The organism is Burkholderia lata (assembly GCF_000012945.1).
Classification (GTDB): Bacteria; Pseudomonadota; Gammaproteobacteria; order Burkholderiales; family Burkholderiaceae; genus Burkholderia; species Burkholderia lata.
On sequence record NC_007511.1, the window covers coordinates 701681 to 718720 of the forward strand.

Genomic DNA, 17040 nt, shown 5'->3' on the forward strand with positions numbered 1-17040 from the left:
CGTGTGCGGCGGGGCGCGGTTTCGTCGGACGAATGGTGGCGGATGCCGCTGCGTGTCGATGGTTGCGGTCGCATCGACTCTTCGCCCGATGTCCGGGGCCGAGCCTTTAGAATATGCGCAAACGGTTGCGTGCGATGCGCGCTCAACCGTCCGGAATGAAACCGATCACCAGCCCCGACGTATGTCCATCCAGCCGATTCAGAACCGCCGCCTCTACCAGCAGATCGCCGACAAGCTCAGTGCGATGATCGAGTCCGGCGATTTTCCGCCGGGCAGCTATCTGCCGCCCGAGCGCGAACTGGCCGAACAGTTCGGCGTGTCCCGCACCTCGGTGCGCGAGGCGCTGATCGCCCTCGAAGTGAGCGGGCTCGTGAGCGTGCGCGTCGGCGACGGCGTGAAGGTGCGCCACCCTGAAGCCACCACCGCGCCCGAACCCGATACGAAAGCCGCGCCGTTCACGATCATCGAGATCGATCCCGAACTCGGCATCGCGCTCGACCTCGATACCGAAATCCCGCCGTTCGCGCTGCTGCAGGCGCGCCGGCTGATCGAGCCGGAAGCCGCGTCGCTGGCTGCGAAGCACGGTTCGGACGAGCAGATCGAAGGGATCCACGAGGCGTTCCTGCGCAACCAGGAAGACAACCGCAGCGGCTCGCTCACGCATCCGGGCGACCGGCTGTTTCATATCCGCATCGCGGAAGCGAGCGACAACGCCGCGTATGCGCTGATGATCAAGCAGCTGCTCGCGCACAAGTACGACCTGATGTTCCAGCGGCTGCAGTCGCTTTACATGCCGAACGACATGCCGCACCGGTCGGAACTGGAGCACCGCGCGATCCTCGATGCGATCCGCGCACGCGACCCGGACGCCGCGCGCCGCGCGATGGCCGAGCATCTCGACGAAGTGATCCGCATCTTCGGCCGCGCGCTCGACTGAGCGCGCGTCGACGCGTGAACCGTTACCAGGTCAAAAGCGATCCGCGCGATACGGCGCCGGATCGGTGAACGGCGCTTCGCCCGTCATCATCTCGGCCAGCAGGCGGCCCGTGACGGGGCCGAGCGTCAGCCCGTGATGGTTGTGCCCGAACGAGAACCACAGCCCGCGATGCGCGGGTGCGGGGCCGATCACCGGGCGCATGTCGGGCGTGCACGGCCGGAAGCCGAGCCACGGTTGCGGGTCGAGCCGCTCGCCGAAACCGAACACGGGCCGCGCGACGCGTTCCGCGCGTTCGAGCTGCACGCCGGTCGGCGGCACCCCGCGCCGCGCGATCTCGACGCCGGTCGTCAGCCGCAGCCCGCGCCTCATCGGCGCGATCACGTAACCGTATTCGCGATCGACGATCGGCGCTGACGGCACGCCGCGCGCGGACGGTGCGTAGTGCATGTGATAGCCGCGCTTCTCGCGCAGCGGGATCTTGTAGCCGAACTTGCCGAACACCGTGTCGGACCACGGGCCGAGCGCGACGACTACCGCAGGCGCGGCGGCCATGCCGTCCTGCGTGCTGACCTGCCAGCCCGGCGACAGCGCGTCGAGGCTCGCGGCGTCGCCCGTCAGCAGCGTGCCGCCGCCTTGCACGAAGAGGTGTGCGTACGCTTTGACGAGCTCGGACGGGTCGACGACACTTTTCGGGTCGAGCCAGTGCAGCGCGCCGCAGAAGCCGGGCGCGAGGCTCGGTTCGTGCGCGGCCAGCGCGGCCGCATCGAGCGGCGTGATGCCGAGCCCGTGGCGGCGCGCGGTGAGCCCGGCTTCGGCCACGCCGCGTTCGAATGCGGCCGGTGTGCGGAATGCCTCCAGCCAGCCGTTCGCGCGGATGAGTTCGCCGGCGCCGGCCCGCGCGATCAGCGCGTCGTGCTCGACGATGCAGCGCTCGATCAGCGGCAGCATGTCGCGCGATGCCGCCGCGTGACGCAGCGGCGCCGATTCCCACCAGAAACGTGCAAGCCACGGCGCGAATGCGGGCAGCGACGTGCTGTGCCAGTAGAGATCGGTCGAGCGGTTCAGCGCATAACGCATCAGCGTGAACGGGCTGCGCGGGAACGGATACGGTTCGACCGACGAGCGCTCGATCAGCCCCGCGTTGCCGAAGCTCGTGCCTTCGCCGGGCGCGCCGCGATCGACGAGGGCGACCTTGCGGCCGCGATCCTGCAGGTGGAGTGCCGCGGAGACGCCGACGATGCCTGCGCCGAGAACGATGACGTCGAAATCCATCGATGGTGAGTGACGGTTAGCGGCGCGCGCCCGCGATGAGGCTTGTGCGCCCGGGTTGGAGAGCCTTCGAACTGCAAGCATACTCGCGGCGGCGTGGGGCACCAAGCGGACGCGTGTGGCCCGCGCATGGCAGGTGGCCCGGACGAGACGATTCGCGATCGTCGCGACGACGCGGGCAGTAGAATGCGCGGATTCCGGCCTTCGAAGGTGACGCGCGATGATCGAGTTGACCGCAGCGGTTTATGCGGCGGAGTTGAAACGCTACCGCGCGACCGGCAGCGTCTGGCTCGCGGCGGACGAGATTCCGGCCGATGTCGACGTGCCGGCTGCATGGCGCGCATTGCTCGCCACGCCGGACGACATGCGAGCGGATACGCTCGTGCAGATGTGGGCCGGCGTCATCGATCGATTGCCGGCCGTTGCGCAGTTCTTTCACGAAAAGCTCGCGCGTCCGGCCGTGTTCCGCAACGACGGTGGCGACGTCGTGTTGCTCTATCCGTACACGGTCGAGCACGACGACCTGAATTTCTTCATCGGCCGCGCGCCATTGGGCGAGCGGGGGCTGGATGATGAATCACCCTGGACTGCACTGCCCGAAGATCTGCGGCGCTTTCATCGAACCGTGCATGACGGCTGGACGTTCTTTCCCGCGAATTCGATGGGGCCGGTGCCGCTCGCCGATCAGGCTGCGCTCGCGGACAAGCTCGACCTGACACCCGCCGAGACACGCAAGCTCGGCGTGAACCCGGATCTCGTGCGGGCCGTGTTTCATAACGGCAGCGGCGATTGGCTGTGCGTTGATTCGAATGAAGGGCCCGGCGGTGGCAACCCGGCAGGGTGGTTGTGGTGGCACGAAAACCCGACCGAACTCGAGCCCGTGGATTTCTGGGCCGTGATGAACGCGTGGTTCGAGATTTTCGTCGAGGAAGCCGACAAGCGATGATCGGACACGCCCGGCGCCTGCCGGGCGCGCGGGCGGTCCACCGCATCGTCAACTCATCGCGAACAGCTTCCCCCATCGCGCCAGCACGCGCGTATCGACCCCCGCCATCCGCAGCGTTTTCCACACCACGGTCGACACCGTGTCGTAAGCGGCGATCCCGGTCGCCTGTTCGAACGGCCCGGCCAGATGCGCGGCATGCAGGTTCGTGCAGAACGTCGCCACCGCGTCCGGCCGTGCCCGCGCAGCCTGGCGCATCAACGCGGCAATCTGCGTATCGGGCACTTCCGCGAAGCTGGCGTTGTCGCGTAACCCGAGATGCTGTTCGCCCACGCAATCGATGCCGAGTTGCGCATACTGGCGCACGATTCGCTGCTGCACGTCGTCGAGATACGGCGTGACGAGGCCGAGCCGCCGCACGCCGGTGCGTTCGAGCAGTTCGTTCAACGCGAGCACGGACGTGGTCGCCGGAATGCCGGTGGCCTTCTCGATGCCGCGGCACAGGGCCGCGTCGCGTTCGAAGCCCAGCCAGCCGGCCGACGTGCCGCTCCAGCCGATCACGTCGACCCGCGCGTCGGCGAGCTGCCGCGCCGCGACCAGCATGTGCGCCGCATCGAACTGGTCGAGCGCGGTCTCGGTGAGCGCAATCTCGGTCACGGTGAAGCGAGCGAAATGCACGCTGACGTCCGGCAAGCCGGCGACGATCGCGGTCGTCAGCGGTTCGAGCGCGGTGTTCGACGACGGCGTCAGGATGCCGATGCGGATGCGCGGATTCATCGCAGGGCTTCCGTTCAATCGAGCAACTGACGCACCGCATCGACGGCAGCACGGCGCAGCGCAGCCAGGTCGAGGCCCGGAATCTCGCCGTTGTCCACCACGACGCGGCCATTCACGATGTTGTATTTCACTGGCGCGGGCTCGCCGGCCGCGACCGGTGCGATTGCGTAGTCGTGGAAGCCGTTGAAGCGCGGCCCGCTCACGTCGTACAGCACGAGATCGGCGGCCTGGCCTGCTTCGAGCGTGCCGACCGCGTTCAGCCCGAGCACGCGCGCGCCGCCTTGCGTGCCCCAGTGCAGCACGTCCTCGGCGGTGGTGGCCGCCGCACCGTGCGCCGCGCGATGCACGAGCCACGCAAAATTCGCTTCGTGCGTCATGCTGCCGGATTCGTTCGACGCGACGCCATCGACACCGAGCGACACCGGCACGCCGGCCGCCGCCATGCGCGGCGCGGGCGCGATGCCGCTGCCGAGCCGCGCATTGCTGACAGGGCAGTGCGAGCAGCCGGTGCCAGTCTCGGCGAGCATCGCGATTTCGTTCGCTTCGAGATGGACGAGGTGCGCGAACCACACGTCGGGCCCGAGCCATTCGTGCTCCGCGACGAATTCGACGGGCAGCTTGCCGTAGCGCTCGCGGCAGAAATCGACGTAGCGCGTCGTCTCCGACAGGTGCGAATGCAGCCGCAGGCCCATTCCGCGCGCCGCACGCGCGACCTCGGGCAGCAGGTCGGGCGGCAGCGAGAAGGTCGGCGTGGTCGGGGCGACGACCACGCGGCGCATCGATGCCGTGCCCGCGTCGTGATAGCGCGCCTTCAGCCGCTCGATGTCGGCCAGCATCTGGTCGAGCGTCTCGGGTTGCAGCGCGGTGCCGGCGAAGCCCGGATGATCGCCGGCCGCCTGCAACGCGCCGCCGCGGCACAGCACGAAGCGCATCCCGAAGCTGGCCGCTTCGTCGAACAGCAAGTCGCCGGTCTCGGTCGTGCCGCCCGCGTGATACAGGTAGTGATGATCGGCGCAGGTTGTCACGCCGGACAGCAGCAGCTCCGCGAAGCCGAGCCGAGCGGCGATGCGCGCGAGTGCCGGCGTAAAGCGGGCGACGCGCGGATACGGCACGGCCGCGAGCCATTCCTGCAGGCCCGCGTTGATCCCCGACGGCACGGCTTTCAGCAGGTTCTGGAACAGGTGGTGATGCGTGTTGACCCAGCCCGGGTAGACGACGCAGTCGGTCGCGTCGATCACGCGTTCGCCGGGCAGCGGCGTGAGGCCGGGCGCGATCGTGTCGATCCGGCCGTCGCGGACGCGCAGGTCGGCGGAGCCGAGCCGCGCGGCGTCGCCGGTGCGGCCGCTCATGACCGCGATCGGGTTGCGGATCAGCAGCGAAGAAGAAGGAACACTCATGGTCGGGTCTCCTCGGATTCGGATAGTCGGATCGTGATTCGTCGGGCGCCGCGCGCAGGCTCGACGCCGCTCGCGGCATACAGCCCGTCAGTCGCACTCGCGCGCCATCGGGCTGGCGTGCGCGGCGTCGGCATGCACGTGCGATTCAACGGGTTCGGCCGCCGGCACGCCGTTGAGCAGCGCGTTGAGCAGCACCGACACGAGGCACGCGAGCACGACGCCGCTGTGCAGGAAAGGCTGCGTCCAGTCGGGCATGTGCGCGAACACCTTCGGCGCCATCACCGGAATCAGCGCGGTCGCGATCGTGAAGCCGACGATCAGCACGTTGTAGCGGTTGTTCTCGAAGTCGACTTTCGCGAGCGTCTGCACGCCGGCGGCGACGACCACGCCGAACATCGCGATACCCGCACCGCCGAGCGCGGCCGACGGCGTCGACGCGACGATCGCGCCGATCTTCGGCACCAGCGCGACGACGCACATCAGCACGCCGCTGACCGCGACGATCCAGCGGCTGCGCACGCCGGTCAGGATCACGAGCCCGACGTTCTCCATGAACGCAATGAACGGAAACGCGGCGAACGTGCCCGCGATCGCGCTTGCGACGCCGTTCGCGCGCAGCCCGCGCACGACGTCCTCCTCGCTCACCTGCTTCTCGACGATGTCGCCGATCGCGACGAACAGGCCCATCGACTCGACCATCTGCACGATCATCACGATGACCATCGTCAGCACCGGCACGATCGCGAACACCGGCGTGCCGAAGTGGAACGGGTAGGGCACGGTGAACCACGGCGCGGCCGCGACGTTCGTGAAGTTGCCCATCCCGAGCGCGATCGCGAGCAGGCTGCCGGCGACGAGCCCGATCAGCACCGACAGGTTGCGCAGGAACGCGTTCGCGAAGCGGTTGACCGCGAGGATCACGACCGCGACGACGAGCGCGACCGCGAGAAACGACAGCTCGCCGAACTGGAGCTTCGCCGCGTCGCCGCCGCCGGCCCACTGGTACGCGACCGGAAACAGCTGCAACCCGATCACGGTGACGATGCAGCCCGTCACGACCGGCGGGAACAGGCGGCGCAGCCGGCCGACCAGCGGCGCGGCGAAGGTCGTGATGATGCCCGCGCCGATCACCGCGCCGCATACGCCGGCGAACCCCACGCCCGGCGTCAGGCCGATCGCGATCACCGGGCCGACGCTGCTGAACGCGACGCCCTGCAGGATCGGCAGGCGCACGCCGAGCTTCCAGACGCCGACCGTTTGCAGGATCGTCGAGATGCCGGAACAGAACAGCGCGGTGCTGATCAGCACGGTCGTGTCGGCGGGCGACATCTTCAACGCCGACGCGACGATCAGCGGCACCGCGATCGCGCCGATATAGGCGACGAGCATGTGTTGCAGGCCGAGCGTCAGCATCTGGCGGCGCGGCAGGACCCGATCGACGGGATGTGAAGCAGCGTTCATGGGCGAGTCTCCTGAGGTTCGTTTTCGGGCGAGCGCGCGACGCGCCCGCCTGGCGTGCCCGTCAGGCCGCGACCGCCGCGGCGAGACAGGCATGGAAACGGTCGGTCAGCGCGGCGCGATCGAGATCGCGGCCGATGAAAACGATGCGCGACGAGCGCGGCTCGCACCCCCACGCCTGCGCGGCGCGCAGTTCGATCACGCCGTGCACGCCCTGCAGCACGTAGCGCTGCGCGCGGCCCTGCACGGCGAGGATGCCTTTCATCCGGAACAGGTTCGCGGTATCGGAGTGGCGTAGCTCGCCGAGCCACGCTTCGAGCGCGTCGAGATCGACGTCGGCATCGACTTCGATGCCGACCGACGACACGCTTTCGTCGTGCTCGTGATGATCGTGATCGTCGTCGTGTGCGTGGGCTTCGTAAGCGTGGTCGTCGTGCTCATGATCGTGCTCGTGCGCCTGTTCGTCCGCATGCGGTGCATCGGCCTGCAGCCCGTCGCTCTCGACGAGGATCTGCGCGAATTCATTCGCGCCGATCCCGAGGATGCGGTCGAGATCGACCTGCGCGTAGCTCGACGTGACGATCTCGGCCGTCGTGTTCAGCTCGCGCAGCCGCGCGGTCAGCGCATCGACGTCGGGCGTGTCGACGAGATCGACCTTGTTGATCACGATCCGGTCCGCGCAGACGATCTGGTCGACGGCCTGGTTGTCGCGGCCGTCGAGCACCAGATCGTCGAGATGCGCGCGGATATGCTTCGCATCGACCATCGTGACGACCGCGTCGAGCGCGACTTCCTTCGCGATCGGATCGTCGAGGAAGAAGGTCTGCGCGACCGGATACGGATCGGCGAGGCCGCTCGTCTCGACGATGATGTGATCGAGCCGGTCGGGGCGCGCGACGAGCATCCGCACGATCCGCACGAGATCCTCGCGCACCGCGCCGACGCAGCACACGCAGCCGTTCGTCATCTCGTAGATTTCCTCGGTCGATTCGAGCACGAGCCCGCCGTCGATGCCGATTTCGCCGAACTCGTTCTCTATCACCGCGATCTTGCGGCCGTGCTTCTCGCGCAGGATGTAGTTCAGCAGCGTGGTCTTGCCCGCCCCGAGAAAGCCCGTGAGCACGGTGACCGGAATCTTTTCGACGTCGCTGTGGGTGGTGTGGATGTGGGTCATGATGCGTCTCCGTTGAGTCGGTTGGGCTGCGGATGGTGCCGGGATTCGCTGTCCTTCCAGCGATGGACGGTGCGGGAATCGAGGTCGAACAGGTCGAGCACGCGGCCGAGCGTGTGGTCGATCATCTGGTCGAGCGAAGCGGGGCGCGCATAGAACGCCGGCACGGGCGGCGCGACGATCGCGCCCATTTCCGTGACGGCGGCCATGTTGCGCAGATGCGTGAGCGTGTACGGCGTTTCGCGTGCGAGCAGCACGAGCCGGCGGCGCTCCTTCAGTACGACGTCGGCCGCGCGCGAGATCAGGCCGGATGAAAGGCCGCTCGCGATCTCGGCGAGCGTCTTCATCGAGCATGGCGCGACGATCATTCCGAGCGTGCGGAACGACCCGCTCGAGATCGGTGCCGCGATGTCGTCGCTGCGGTACAGCACGCTCGCGAGCGCGGTGATGTCGGACAGCCGGAAGTCGGTCTCGTGCGCCATCGTCAACGCGGCGGCGCGCGACACGACCACGTGCGTCTCGATGTCGAGTTCGCGCAGCAGCGCGAGCAGCCGCATCCCGTACACGAAGCCGGACGCGCCGCTGATGCCGACCACGAGCCGCCGCGCGCTCATCGCGACGCTCCGCCGAGTTGCGCGATCACTTGCGCGGCGCGCTGCATCGCGGCGTCGCCGACACGTGCGCGCACGCCGTCGAAGCGCGAGCCGCGCGTCGCGTCGATCCCCATCCGCGACGTCGTGCCGTCGGACGACGACGACGGATCGAGCGGGCTGCCGGGCAGGCCGTCGACGACGAACAGGTCGCGGTGCGGCTGGAAGTGCGTCGCGATGGCCCACAGAACCTGCGCGTCGTCGGTGATGTCGACGTCGCTGTCGACCGCGATGACGTTCTTCAGGTACGGGTCCCAGCCGAGCAGCGCAAGCATGATCTGGCGCGCTTCGCCGTCGCGCGACTGCTTCAGCGCGACGTAGCAGTGGAAGTGCGTGCCGGAATTCGGGTAGTGAATGGCGGTGACGGACGGAAAGCGCGCCTTCAGCTTTTCGCTCATCTCGGCTTCGCGCGGCAGCCGCGCAAGCGTCAGGTGCTCCGCGTACGGGCCGCCGACCACATCGACGAGCCACGCGTCCTTGCGCCGCATCATCGCGTCGATGCGCAGTACGTTGTTGGTCGAGCGGTCCGACGAGTAGCCGGTGAATTCGCCGAACGGGCCTTCTTCCGCATGCGCATCGGGATCGATCGTGCCTTCGAGCACGAACTCAGCGGCGGCCGGTACGCCGATGCCGTGACGCGGCGTGCGCACGAGTTGCAGCGGTGCGCCGAACAGTCCGCCGGCGATCGCGCGCTCGTCCGCGCCGAACGGCACGCGCGCGGCGGCCGCGAGCATGAACAGCGGATGCGCGCCGATCACCATCGCGACTTTCAGCGTGTCGCCGCGCGCCTTGGCGGTCTGCAACATCCGCCACAGATGTCCGCGCGAATGCAGGCTCGTCGCCAGCGCGTTGCGTGCATGCGGCATCGAGCGGTGGTAGCTCAGGTTCGCGACGCCCGTCACCGGATCTTCGGCAACGATCACCGCGTTGGTCACGTAGGGCCCGCGATCCGTTTCGAAGTGGCGGATCATCGGCAGTTGTGCGAGATCGACCGCATCGCCTTCGGTCACCTGATCGAGCACGGAGCCGTGCGGCACGACGACCGGCGCGACGGGCGCGTTCGCACGCTGTTGCCACGCGTCGAACAGGCCGTTCGCCTCGACGCCGAACAGCCGGCCGATGCGCGTGCGGGACGCAAATACGTTGGTGACGAGCGGCGTCGAAAGGCCGTCGACGCGCTCGCAGACGAGCATCTCGTGCCGCCCGCGCGCGGCGAGCGACGCGACGACGGCCGTGACGTCCTGGTCGGCGGACAGCGGCTGCGCGAGCGTCAGCACGTCGTCCGGAAAGCGTTCGCGATACGCGTTCGCGAAGTGATGGAAATCCTGCTGCTCGGCGAAAAGGCTGGACGCCATGATGCACTCCGTCGGATACGGAAGGGGAAAGGCCGGATCGCACGCGTGTTCAAGGCGGTACGCGATCCGGCTGCCGGCGCGTTACAGGTAGGTCGATGTGAGGCGCTTCTGCGCTTCGTCGAGATCCTTCGGCGGCTTGGTCGGCTCGATGCCGACGAGGCGGGCGATGTTGTTGCCCATGTAGTCCTCGAGGCCGTCCTCGTCGAGATCCATCCCCTGCGGCGCGGGCCCGCACAGCATCTCCAGCTCGCGCAGCCACATGCCGGGTTCGTTCGGCGGCGAATCGGTGCCGAACACGATCTTGTTGCGCGGCAGCTCGCGGGCGAACTCGACGATCCGCGACTGGTAGCACCAGCCCGATTCGCAGTACACGTTCGGCGTATCCATCGCCATCCAGAACGCTTCGAACGAGTAGTTGCCACCCGTCTGGATGCCGAAGTGACCGATGATGAAGTTCACCATCGGAAACTCGCGGATGATCGGGTAGAACTGCGTCGGGATCGTGTACGGCCCGTCGCCGGTGTGGATCAGCACGACGATGTTGTACTTCGCGCAGACCTTCATCGCCGGGCGGAGCCAGTCGAGCGCGCGATCGGGCCGGTAGCCGTGCATGTTCGCGTGCAGCTTCACCATCTTGAAGCCGTACTCCTTGATGTGGAATTCGAGCTCCGCCGCGCCGTTTTCCGGGCCCCAGCGCGGGTTGTACGTGAAGTTGCCGATGAAGCGGTCGGGGTACTTCTGCGTGAGTTCGGCGATGTACGCCATGTAGTCGCGAATGCCGTCGCGGCCGCGACGGTTGCCGTCACGGTAGCCGGTGTTGCCGGGCGGCGGCTGGATGAAGCCCATGTCGATGCGACGCGGCTTGCCGTTGATGATGTACGGGCCGTCCATCATCTTCAGCAGGCGTTCGCCGGTGAACGGTTCGCCGGTGTGGCGCCAGGCTTCGTCGACGAGGTTGGTCGGGTGCAGGTGCGTATCGATGATCATGCAATGCTCCGGAATCGGGAGAGAGGGGCGCGAGCGTCAGGCGGCGAGCAGCGCTTTCGCTTCGTCGACGGTGCGCGGCGCGGGCGTCGGTTCGAGACCGATCATCCGGGCCGTGTTGTTGCCGAGGTAATCCTCGAGCGTGTCCTCGTCGAGATTCATCCCTTGTGGCGGATCGAAGCAGAGCACTTCGAGCAACCGCAGCCACATTCCCGGTTCGTTCGGCGGCGTGTCGGAGCCGAACAGGATCTTGTGCTTCGGCAGCACCTTCGCGAATTCGACGATCCGCGACTGCAGGCACCAGCCCGATTCGCAATACACGTTCGGCAGGTCCATCGCGAGCTGGAACGGCTCGAAACAGTAGACGCCGCCGGTCTGCACGCCGAAGTGCGCCATGATGAAATTGACCGTCGGGAATTCCTTGATCATCGGCACCCACTCGGTCGGGATGCTGTACGGGCCGTCGCCGGTGTGCAGCTTCACGAGCACGCCGAGTTCCGCGCACTTCTTCAGCGCGGGGCGCAGCCAGTCGAGTGCGCGATCGGGCCGGTACGCATGCATGTTGGCCTGGAACTGCACCATCTTGAAGCCGAGCTTGCGCACGTAGTGATCGATCGCGTTCACGCCGTTCTCCACGCCGCAGCGCGGGTTGTAGACGAAGCAGCCGATGAAGCGGTCGGGGTGCTTGCGGACCATCTCGACCGTGTACGCCATGTACGCGTCGATCGATTCGGTGCCCGACTTCTCGCCGTCGGTATACGTATAGATGGTGTTGCCTTGCGGCGGCTGGATGAACGCCTTGTCGACGCGGCGCGGCTTGCCGTTGATGAGGAACGGGCCGTTCATCGTCTCGATCAGGCGCTCGCCGGTGAACGGCGGGCCGTCGTGACGCCATGCGAGGTCGACGAGATTCGTCGGGTAACAGCTGGTGTCGATGATCATCTACTCGATCTCCTTGAGAGGAACCGGAAAAGCCGGTTGCCGTATCGCGGGCAGGCACGTCGATGAAGCGACCTGTCGGTCGGATTCATGCGGCCCTTTGCAAGGCGCATTTTTTTTCGCGCCTTCCCCTCGCCGGCATCGAGTGACACACTGCGACGTGCACTGCTGCTTGGGACCGAGTGTCACCAGCCGAATGTGCTCTGTACAATATTTTTTACTGACGCTCTTGATACGTTTGCGATATGGACATGCGTGTGTTGCGGTACTTCGCGGTGCTGGCCGACGAACTGCATTTCGGGCGCGCAGCCGCGCGGCTCCATATCTCGCAGCCGCCGTTGAGCCAGCAGATCCGGCTGCTCGAAGAGCAGCTCGGCACCGCGCTGTTCGTGCGCTCGCAACATCGCGTCGAATTGACCGAGGCAGGGAAAACACTGAAGGAGCAGGTGCCGCTGATCGTCGCGCAGTTCGATCGCGCGATCGATCTCACGCGCTGCGCGGGGCGTGGCGAAGTGGGGCGGCTCGCGGTCGGCATCATCAGCTCGGCGATGGTCGTGCCGATACCGCGTGCGTTGCGCGTGTTCGCCGAGCGCCATCCGCACGTGCACTGGTCGCTGCACGAGATGACACCGGCCGCGCAGATCGACGCACTGAAGGAGAAGCGGCTCGACGTGTGCTTCTTCCGGCTGTTCCAGGACGATCCGTCGATCCGTAGCGAGATCGTTGTGCGCGAAACGGCCGTGGCCGTGTTGCCGTCCGGCCATCCGCTCGCGTCGCGCGATGCGATCGCGCTCGGCGAGCTGGCCGGCGAGCAGTTCGTGTCATTCGGCTTGCGGCATTCGCAACTGGCGCGCTTCCTGCAGCAGAGCTGTGTCGATGCGCGCTTCACGCCGCAGATTGCGCACGAGGTTGTCGAGGTGCACACGCTGCTGTCGCTGGTGCGCGAAGGGCTGGGTGTCGCGTTGCTGCCCGCGTCGTCGCGGCAGATCTCGACGGGCGGCGTCGTGTTCGTGCCGCTGCTGCCGCCCGAGCTGGAGGTGTCGCTGCAGGCGCGTTACCGCGCGGACGATACGTCCGCGGTGCTCGGCGCGTTCCTCGACACCGTGCGCGAGGTCGCGGCGGCGTTCAACGCGTAACGAGGCGTATCAGTGCCCGAGCGACTGCGCGACGAGCGTGCCGATCGCGTCGATCAGCGGCTTCACGCGCGCATGGCGCTCGCGCGGCCAGATCGCATGCAGGTTGTAGTGCGTCGGAATCGCGATCGTGCAGAGTTCGACGAGCCGGCCGTCGCGGCGCGCATCGGCGGCGAGCAGCCCGCGCACCAGCCCGGCACCGAGCCCCGATGCGAGCGTCGCGACGAGCCCCGCCGCGTTGTCGAACACGGCGATCGTCTCCGGTTCGACGGGCTCGAGCCCGGCCGCTTCGAGCCACGGAATCCACGATCGCTTCGTATAGCCGAGCAGCGGCAGTTCGAGCACCTGTTCGGGCGTGAGCGGCGCGGTCAGCCCGTAACGTTCGAGCAGCGCGGGTGCGGCCATCGCGGTCAGCCGGTCGGGGCAGACCAGCGCGCTGTCCACGCCTTCCCATTCCCCGTAGCCGTAGCGCAGCGCAACATCGACGCGATCGAATGCATCGCGGTCGTGGCGCGGTGCCGACAGTACCGTCAGCGTCGTGCCGTCGAGCGTGTGCATCAGTGCCGGCAGCCGCGCAGGCAGCCAGCCCTGCATCAGCTCCGGATCGACGTCGAGCCGCAGTGACGGCCCGGTCGTGCGCCCCTTCACCGACGACAGCGCGCGATCGATCTGTTCGAGCCCGTCCGACAGCTGGTTCGCGAACAACGTGCCGGCATCGGTCAGCATCACGCGGCCGCCGGCGCGGGCGAACAGCGGCTGGCCGATGAATTCCTCGAGCGAGCGAATCTGCTGGCTGATCGCGCTGTGCGTGAGCGCCAGCTGGCGTGCCGCGCTGGAAAAACTGCCGACCCGCGCGGCCTGCAGAAACGCTTGCATCGACTGGATCGAAGGGTATCGCTTGAGCATCTGTTAGTCCGACTGACAGGGAATCGACGAAATGATCGCTGGCGTACCCGTGCATCGCGTTTCGATAATGCTCCGCAACCGCGCCATGGACGCGGGCCGACATCATGAATGCGAATCAGGAGACAGCGCATGATCGACATCGTCGTGAACGATACACGCCATTCGCTCGAGAATGTACCGGAGGATATGCCGTTGCTGTGGGTGCTGCGCGACCGGCTCAAGCTCACCGGCACGAAGTTCGGCTGCGGCAAGGGCCTGTGCGGCGCGTGCACCGTGCATCTCGAAGGGCAGGCCGTACGCGCGTGCCTGATTCCGGCCGTCGCCGCGCACGGGCGGCACGTGACGACGATCGAGGGGCTGTCGCCGGACGGGCGCCATCCGCTGCAACTCGCGTGGGTGGCCGAGGACGTGCCGCAATGCGGCTATTGCCAGCCGGGGCAACTGATGCAGGCTGCCGCGCTGCTGAAGGGCGGGCAGCCGGTGGACGATGACGCGATCGTACAGGCGATGTCGGGCAACATCTGCCGCTGCGGTACGTATGCGCGCATTCACCGCGCGATCAAGCGTGCGGCGTCCGGCGATCCGGCGCTGAAGGCCGCGGCCGAACCCGCGAAGGAGGCGTGACATGCGCGACGATCACGCACCGGACGCACCGGACGCACCGGACGCACCGCACGCACCGCACGCACCGCACGACCACGGCACGCCGCGCCGGCGCTTCCTCAAGCAGAGTTCGGCATTGCTTGCCGCAGGCATCGCGATCGGTTTCCGGATGCCCGACGCGGTGGCCGCGGGCAAGAGCACAAGCGGCGATCCCCATCCGTCCACCGGCGAATTCGAACCGAACGCGTGGGTGCGTGTGCTGCCCGACGACACGATCAAGCTCGTTGTGCACAAGCACGATTCGGGTACGGGCACGCGCACCGCACTCGCGGCGATGGTGGCCGAGGAACTCGACGTCGATCCGTTCCGGGTCGACGTGATCACGCCGGAAGATCCGTTCTTCGCCGACTACATCCACCCGCTGTGGAAGGTGTTTTCGACCGGCGGCAGCACGAGCGTCGCGATGGAGTACGACCGGCTGCGTCGTGCGGGCGCGACCGCGCGTGCGATGCTCGTCGAGGCGGCGGCGCATCAATGGGGCGTGCCCGCCGCTGCGTGTACGACGGCAGACGGCGCCGTGCTGCATGCGGCGAGCGGCCGCCGGGCGACGTATGGCTCGCTCGCATCGGCGGCCGCGCAGTTGCCGGCGCCGAAACAGGTCGTGCTGAAAGATCCCTCGCAGTTCCGCTACATCGGCAAGCTGCGCAAGAAGCGCGGCGCTGCGCAGAAGGCCGACGGTTCGTTTCCGTACAGCATCGACGTGTCGCTGCCGGGGATGCTGGTCGCGGTCGTCACGCGCGCGCCGGTGATCGACGGCCGCGTGCGCAGCGTCGATGCGAAGGCAGCGCTCGCGATTCCCGGCGTGCGCGACGTGCTGCAGATTCCGCCGCGCCCCGACGTGCTCGGCGGCAACCAGGCCGGCGTCGCAGTGCTCGCGGACGACTACTGGTCAGCCCACAAGGGGCAGGCCGCGTTGACGATCGAATGGGAGGACAGCCTGTTCGAGACGTTCGACAGCAGCGCGCTCGCCGCGCGCCAGGCCGCGTGGGTCGACGATCCGGCCGCGCGCGTCGTACCGACGATTGCCGACGGCGATCCGGCGAAGGCGCACACGGCCGGCGCGCGCACGATCGAGGCGTCGTACGCGATGCCGCACAAGGCCGCGAATCCACTGGAGCCGATCAACCTCACCGTGTGGGCGCGCAACGGCGGCATCGAATTCTGGGGCGGGTTGCAGGTGCCGTCCACCGCGATGGAAGCGGCTGAAGTGATCGGCGGCATTCCTTCGCATCGCGTGACGTTGCACGAGCTGGTGTCGGGCGGCAGCTTCGGCGCGCGCGAATCGAAGTACTGGCTGTTCGAGGCGACGTGGCTCGCGGTGAAGACCGGCAAGCCGGTGAAGCTGATGAACAGCCGCGAGGACGAGATGCGTGCGCTGTTCTATCACGCGGCAAGTTACCACCGCGCGCGCGCCGTGCTCGATGCGCAGGGCAATCTGGCCTCGCTGTGGCTGCGCGGTGTGATGCCCGCATCGCCGCAACAGTGGGAGCCCGGCTATCTGGAGCGCACCGACCGGATGGATTTCAGCACGACCGAGGCGCTCACGAAATGGGAGTTTGCGTATGCGGCGCCGCATCGCGACATCGGCTGGATCCGGATGGAGACGGGCGTGCCGACCGGCTGGTTTCGCGCGGTGAGCTACATCCCGAACGTGTTCGCCGTCGAATCGGTGATGGACGAGGCCGCGCATGCGGCGCGGCGCGATCCGGTCGAGTTTCGGCTCGCGCACATGCGCGACCGGCCGCGCCATGCGGCCGTGCTGCGTGAAGCGGCGCAACGGGCGGGGTGGGGGCAGCCGCTGCCGGACGGTGTTGCACTCGGCATCGCGACGAACCAGGCGTACGACAGCTATGTCGCGGTGGTCGCGCGTGTCGTGCGCAAGGACGGCGCGGTGCGCGTGGAGAAGCTGACGTGCGTCGCCGATTGCGGGATCGCGGTGTCGCCCGCCGGCGTCGACGAGCAACTGTACGGCGGCCTGATGTGGGGGCTCGGCCATGCGACGTCCGATCGCATCGATTTCCGGCACGGCCGCGTGCAGCAGTCGAACTTCGATACGTATCGCGTGATGCGGATGAGCGACATGCCCGATACCGACATTCATATCGTGCAGGGCGATCCGGCGAAGCCGGGCGGTGTCGGCGAGCTGTCGAGCCCGGCGGTGACGCCCGCGATTGCGAACGCGGTGTTCCGGCTGACGGGGAAGCGGTTGCGGGAGACGCCTTTCGATTTGTCGGCGGTGGCGTAGCGTGACGGAACGTATGAAGTTTGACCTGCATCGGCCGCCAATCCGCTGATCAATTTGCCGACGTCGCAACCGGATCGACGTCGGCGAACGCATTCGCCGGCATCGTCGTGCGCAAGTGCCGATTCCGCAGACTTTCTCCCGCTGCTCGCGGGTGTTTCCCACTGGTTGGTGATGCGAATTTTTACCTAAGATGAAGCCATCATGCGCGTAATT

15 protein-coding genes are annotated in these 17040 nt (G+C 67.4%); 5 read left to right on the top strand and 10 right to left on the bottom strand.

Annotation, left to right across the window (positions count from 1 at the left end):
* Positions 1 to 181 precede the first annotated feature (181 nt).
* Positions 182 to 937, top strand: coding sequence for a FadR/GntR family transcriptional regulator (locus BCEP18194_RS25930; RefSeq protein WP_011354236.1), 756 nt, complete (start codon positions 182 to 184; stop codon positions 935 to 937).
* Between the two features lie 30 nt (positions 938 to 967).
* On the opposite strand, the gene BCEP18194_RS25935 is transcribed toward BCEP18194_RS25930, so the two are convergent.
* A complete protein-coding gene (locus tag BCEP18194_RS25935) occupies positions 968 to 2209 on the bottom strand; it encodes an NAD(P)/FAD-dependent oxidoreductase (RefSeq protein ID WP_041493197.1) in 1242 nt (413 codons plus the stop codon).
* 217 nt (positions 2210 to 2426) lie between these two features.
* Here BCEP18194_RS25935 and BCEP18194_RS25940 point away from each other — a divergent pair, with 217 nt between their 5' ends.
* Complete coding sequence (locus BCEP18194_RS25940) at positions 2427 to 3152, top strand: SMI1/KNR4 family protein (RefSeq protein ID WP_011354238.1); 726 nt, start codon at positions 2427 to 2429, stop codon at positions 3150 to 3152.
* 48 nt (positions 3153 to 3200) lie between these two features.
* On the opposite strand, the gene BCEP18194_RS25945 is transcribed toward BCEP18194_RS25940, so the two are convergent.
* From BCEP18194_RS25945 to BCEP18194_RS25980, 8 genes are all read right to left on the bottom strand, one after another.
* Positions 3201 to 3926, bottom strand: a complete 726-nt coding sequence (locus BCEP18194_RS25945; protein WP_011354239.1) for a maleate cis-trans isomerase family protein — start codon at positions 3924 to 3926, stop codon at positions 3201 to 3203.
* Between the two features lie 14 nt (positions 3927 to 3940).
* Positions 3941 to 5323 (bottom strand): amidohydrolase family protein, encoded by a 1383-nt coding sequence (locus BCEP18194_RS25950; protein ID WP_011354240.1) that lies wholly within the window; start codon positions 5321 to 5323, stop codon positions 3941 to 3943.
* An 87-nt stretch (positions 5324 to 5410) separates the two neighbouring features.
* Positions 5411 to 6784, bottom strand: a complete 1374-nt coding sequence (locus BCEP18194_RS25955) for a nucleobase:cation symporter-2 family protein (protein ID WP_011354241.1) — start codon at positions 6782 to 6784, stop codon at positions 5411 to 5413.
* A gap of 61 nt (positions 6785 to 6845) precedes the next feature.
* Entirely contained in the window at positions 6846 to 7955 is a 1110-nt protein-coding gene (locus tag BCEP18194_RS25960) for a CobW family GTP-binding protein (protein WP_011354242.1), read from the bottom strand.
* Positions 7952 to 8566, bottom strand: a complete 615-nt coding sequence (locus BCEP18194_RS25965) for a UbiX family flavin prenyltransferase (RefSeq protein WP_011354243.1) — start codon at positions 8564 to 8566, stop codon at positions 7952 to 7954. The genes BCEP18194_RS25960 and BCEP18194_RS25965 overlap by 4 nt, the downstream gene beginning before the upstream one ends.
* Positions 8563 to 9957, bottom strand: a complete 1395-nt coding sequence (locus BCEP18194_RS25970; protein ID WP_011354244.1) for a UbiD family decarboxylase — start codon at positions 9955 to 9957, stop codon at positions 8563 to 8565. The genes BCEP18194_RS25965 and BCEP18194_RS25970 overlap by 4 nt, the downstream gene beginning before the upstream one ends.
* Positions 9958 to 10038: 81 nt before the next feature.
* Positions 10039 to 10944: an amidohydrolase family protein gene (locus BCEP18194_RS25975; protein WP_011354245.1), complete on the bottom strand. Its 906-nt coding sequence runs from the start codon at positions 10942 to 10944 to the stop codon at positions 10039 to 10041.
* A 36-nt stretch (positions 10945 to 10980) separates the two neighbouring features.
* Positions 10981 to 11883: an amidohydrolase family protein gene (locus BCEP18194_RS25980; RefSeq protein WP_011354246.1), complete on the bottom strand. Its 903-nt coding sequence runs from the start codon at positions 11881 to 11883 to the stop codon at positions 10981 to 10983.
* A 242-nt stretch (positions 11884 to 12125) separates the two neighbouring features.
* On the opposite strand from BCEP18194_RS25980, the gene BCEP18194_RS25985 reads away from it, so the two are divergent.
* Entirely contained in the window at positions 12126 to 13016 is an 891-nt protein-coding gene (locus tag BCEP18194_RS25985) for a LysR substrate-binding domain-containing protein (protein WP_011354247.1), read from the top strand.
* Between the two features lie 9 nt (positions 13017 to 13025).
* On the opposite strand, the gene BCEP18194_RS25990 is transcribed toward BCEP18194_RS25985, so the two are convergent.
* Positions 13026 to 13919 (bottom strand): LysR substrate-binding domain-containing protein, encoded by an 894-nt coding sequence (locus BCEP18194_RS25990; RefSeq protein WP_011354248.1) that lies wholly within the window; start codon positions 13917 to 13919, stop codon positions 13026 to 13028.
* A gap of 129 nt (positions 13920 to 14048) precedes the next feature.
* Between BCEP18194_RS25990 and BCEP18194_RS25995 the strand changes: the two genes are divergently transcribed.
* Together BCEP18194_RS25995 and BCEP18194_RS26000 are read left to right on the top strand one after the other, a co-directional pair.
* The gene (locus BCEP18194_RS25995; protein ID WP_011354249.1) at positions 14049 to 14543 is read left to right on the top strand and encodes a (2Fe-2S)-binding protein; all 495 of its coding nucleotides are present in this window, start codon (positions 14049 to 14051) and stop codon (positions 14541 to 14543) included.
* 1 nt (position 14544) lies between these two features.
* Entirely contained in the window at positions 14545 to 16827 is a 2283-nt protein-coding gene (locus tag BCEP18194_RS26000) for a xanthine dehydrogenase family protein molybdopterin-binding subunit (protein ID WP_011354250.1), read from the top strand.
* Positions 16828 to 17040 lie beyond the last annotated feature (213 nt).

Bases quoted from the DNA above. Each gene is read 5' to 3' on its own strand.
- BCEP18194_RS25930 (WP_011354236.1), top strand. From the start codon at position 182: ATGTCCATCCAGCCGATTCAGAACCGCCGCCTCTACCAGCAGATCGCC.
- BCEP18194_RS25935 (WP_041493197.1), bottom strand. From the start codon at position 2,209: ATGGATTTCGACGTCATCGTTCTCGGCGCAGGCATCGTCGGCGTCTCC.
- BCEP18194_RS25940 (WP_011354238.1), top strand. From the start codon at position 2,427: ATGATCGAGTTGACCGCAGCGGTTTATGCGGCGGAGTTGAAACGCTAC.
- BCEP18194_RS25945 (WP_011354239.1), bottom strand. From the start codon at position 3,926: ATGAATCCGCGCATCCGCATCGGCATCCTGACGCCGTCGTCGAACACC.
- BCEP18194_RS25950 (WP_011354240.1), bottom strand. From the start codon at position 5,323: ATGAGTGTTCCTTCTTCTTCGCTGCTGATCCGCAACCCGATCGCGGTC.
- BCEP18194_RS25955 (WP_011354241.1), bottom strand. From the start codon at position 6,784: ATGAACGCTGCTTCACATCCCGTCGATCGGGTCCTGCCGCGCCGCCAG.
- BCEP18194_RS25960 (WP_011354242.1), bottom strand. From the start codon at position 7,955: ATGACCCACATCCACACCACCCACAGCGACGTCGAAAAGATTCCGGTC.
- BCEP18194_RS25965 (WP_011354243.1), bottom strand. From the start codon at position 8,566: ATGAGCGCGCGGCGGCTCGTGGTCGGCATCAGCGGCGCGTCCGGCTTC.
- BCEP18194_RS25970 (WP_011354244.1), bottom strand. From the start codon at position 9,957: ATGGCGTCCAGCCTTTTCGCCGAGCAGCAGGATTTCCATCACTTCGCG.
- BCEP18194_RS25975 (WP_011354245.1), bottom strand. From the start codon at position 10,944: ATGATCATCGATACGCACCTGCACCCGACCAACCTCGTCGACGAAGCC.
- BCEP18194_RS25980 (WP_011354246.1), bottom strand. From the start codon at position 11,883: ATGATCATCGACACCAGCTGTTACCCGACGAATCTCGTCGACCTCGCA.
- BCEP18194_RS25985 (WP_011354247.1), top strand. From the start codon at position 12,126: ATGGACATGCGTGTGTTGCGGTACTTCGCGGTGCTGGCCGACGAACTG.
- BCEP18194_RS25990 (WP_011354248.1), bottom strand. From the start codon at position 13,919: ATGCTCAAGCGATACCCTTCGATCCAGTCGATGCAAGCGTTTCTGCAG.
- BCEP18194_RS25995 (WP_011354249.1), top strand. From the start codon at position 14,049: ATGATCGACATCGTCGTGAACGATACACGCCATTCGCTCGAGAATGTA.
- BCEP18194_RS26000 (WP_011354250.1), top strand. From the start codon at position 14,545: ATGCGCGACGATCACGCACCGGACGCACCGGACGCACCGGACGCACCG.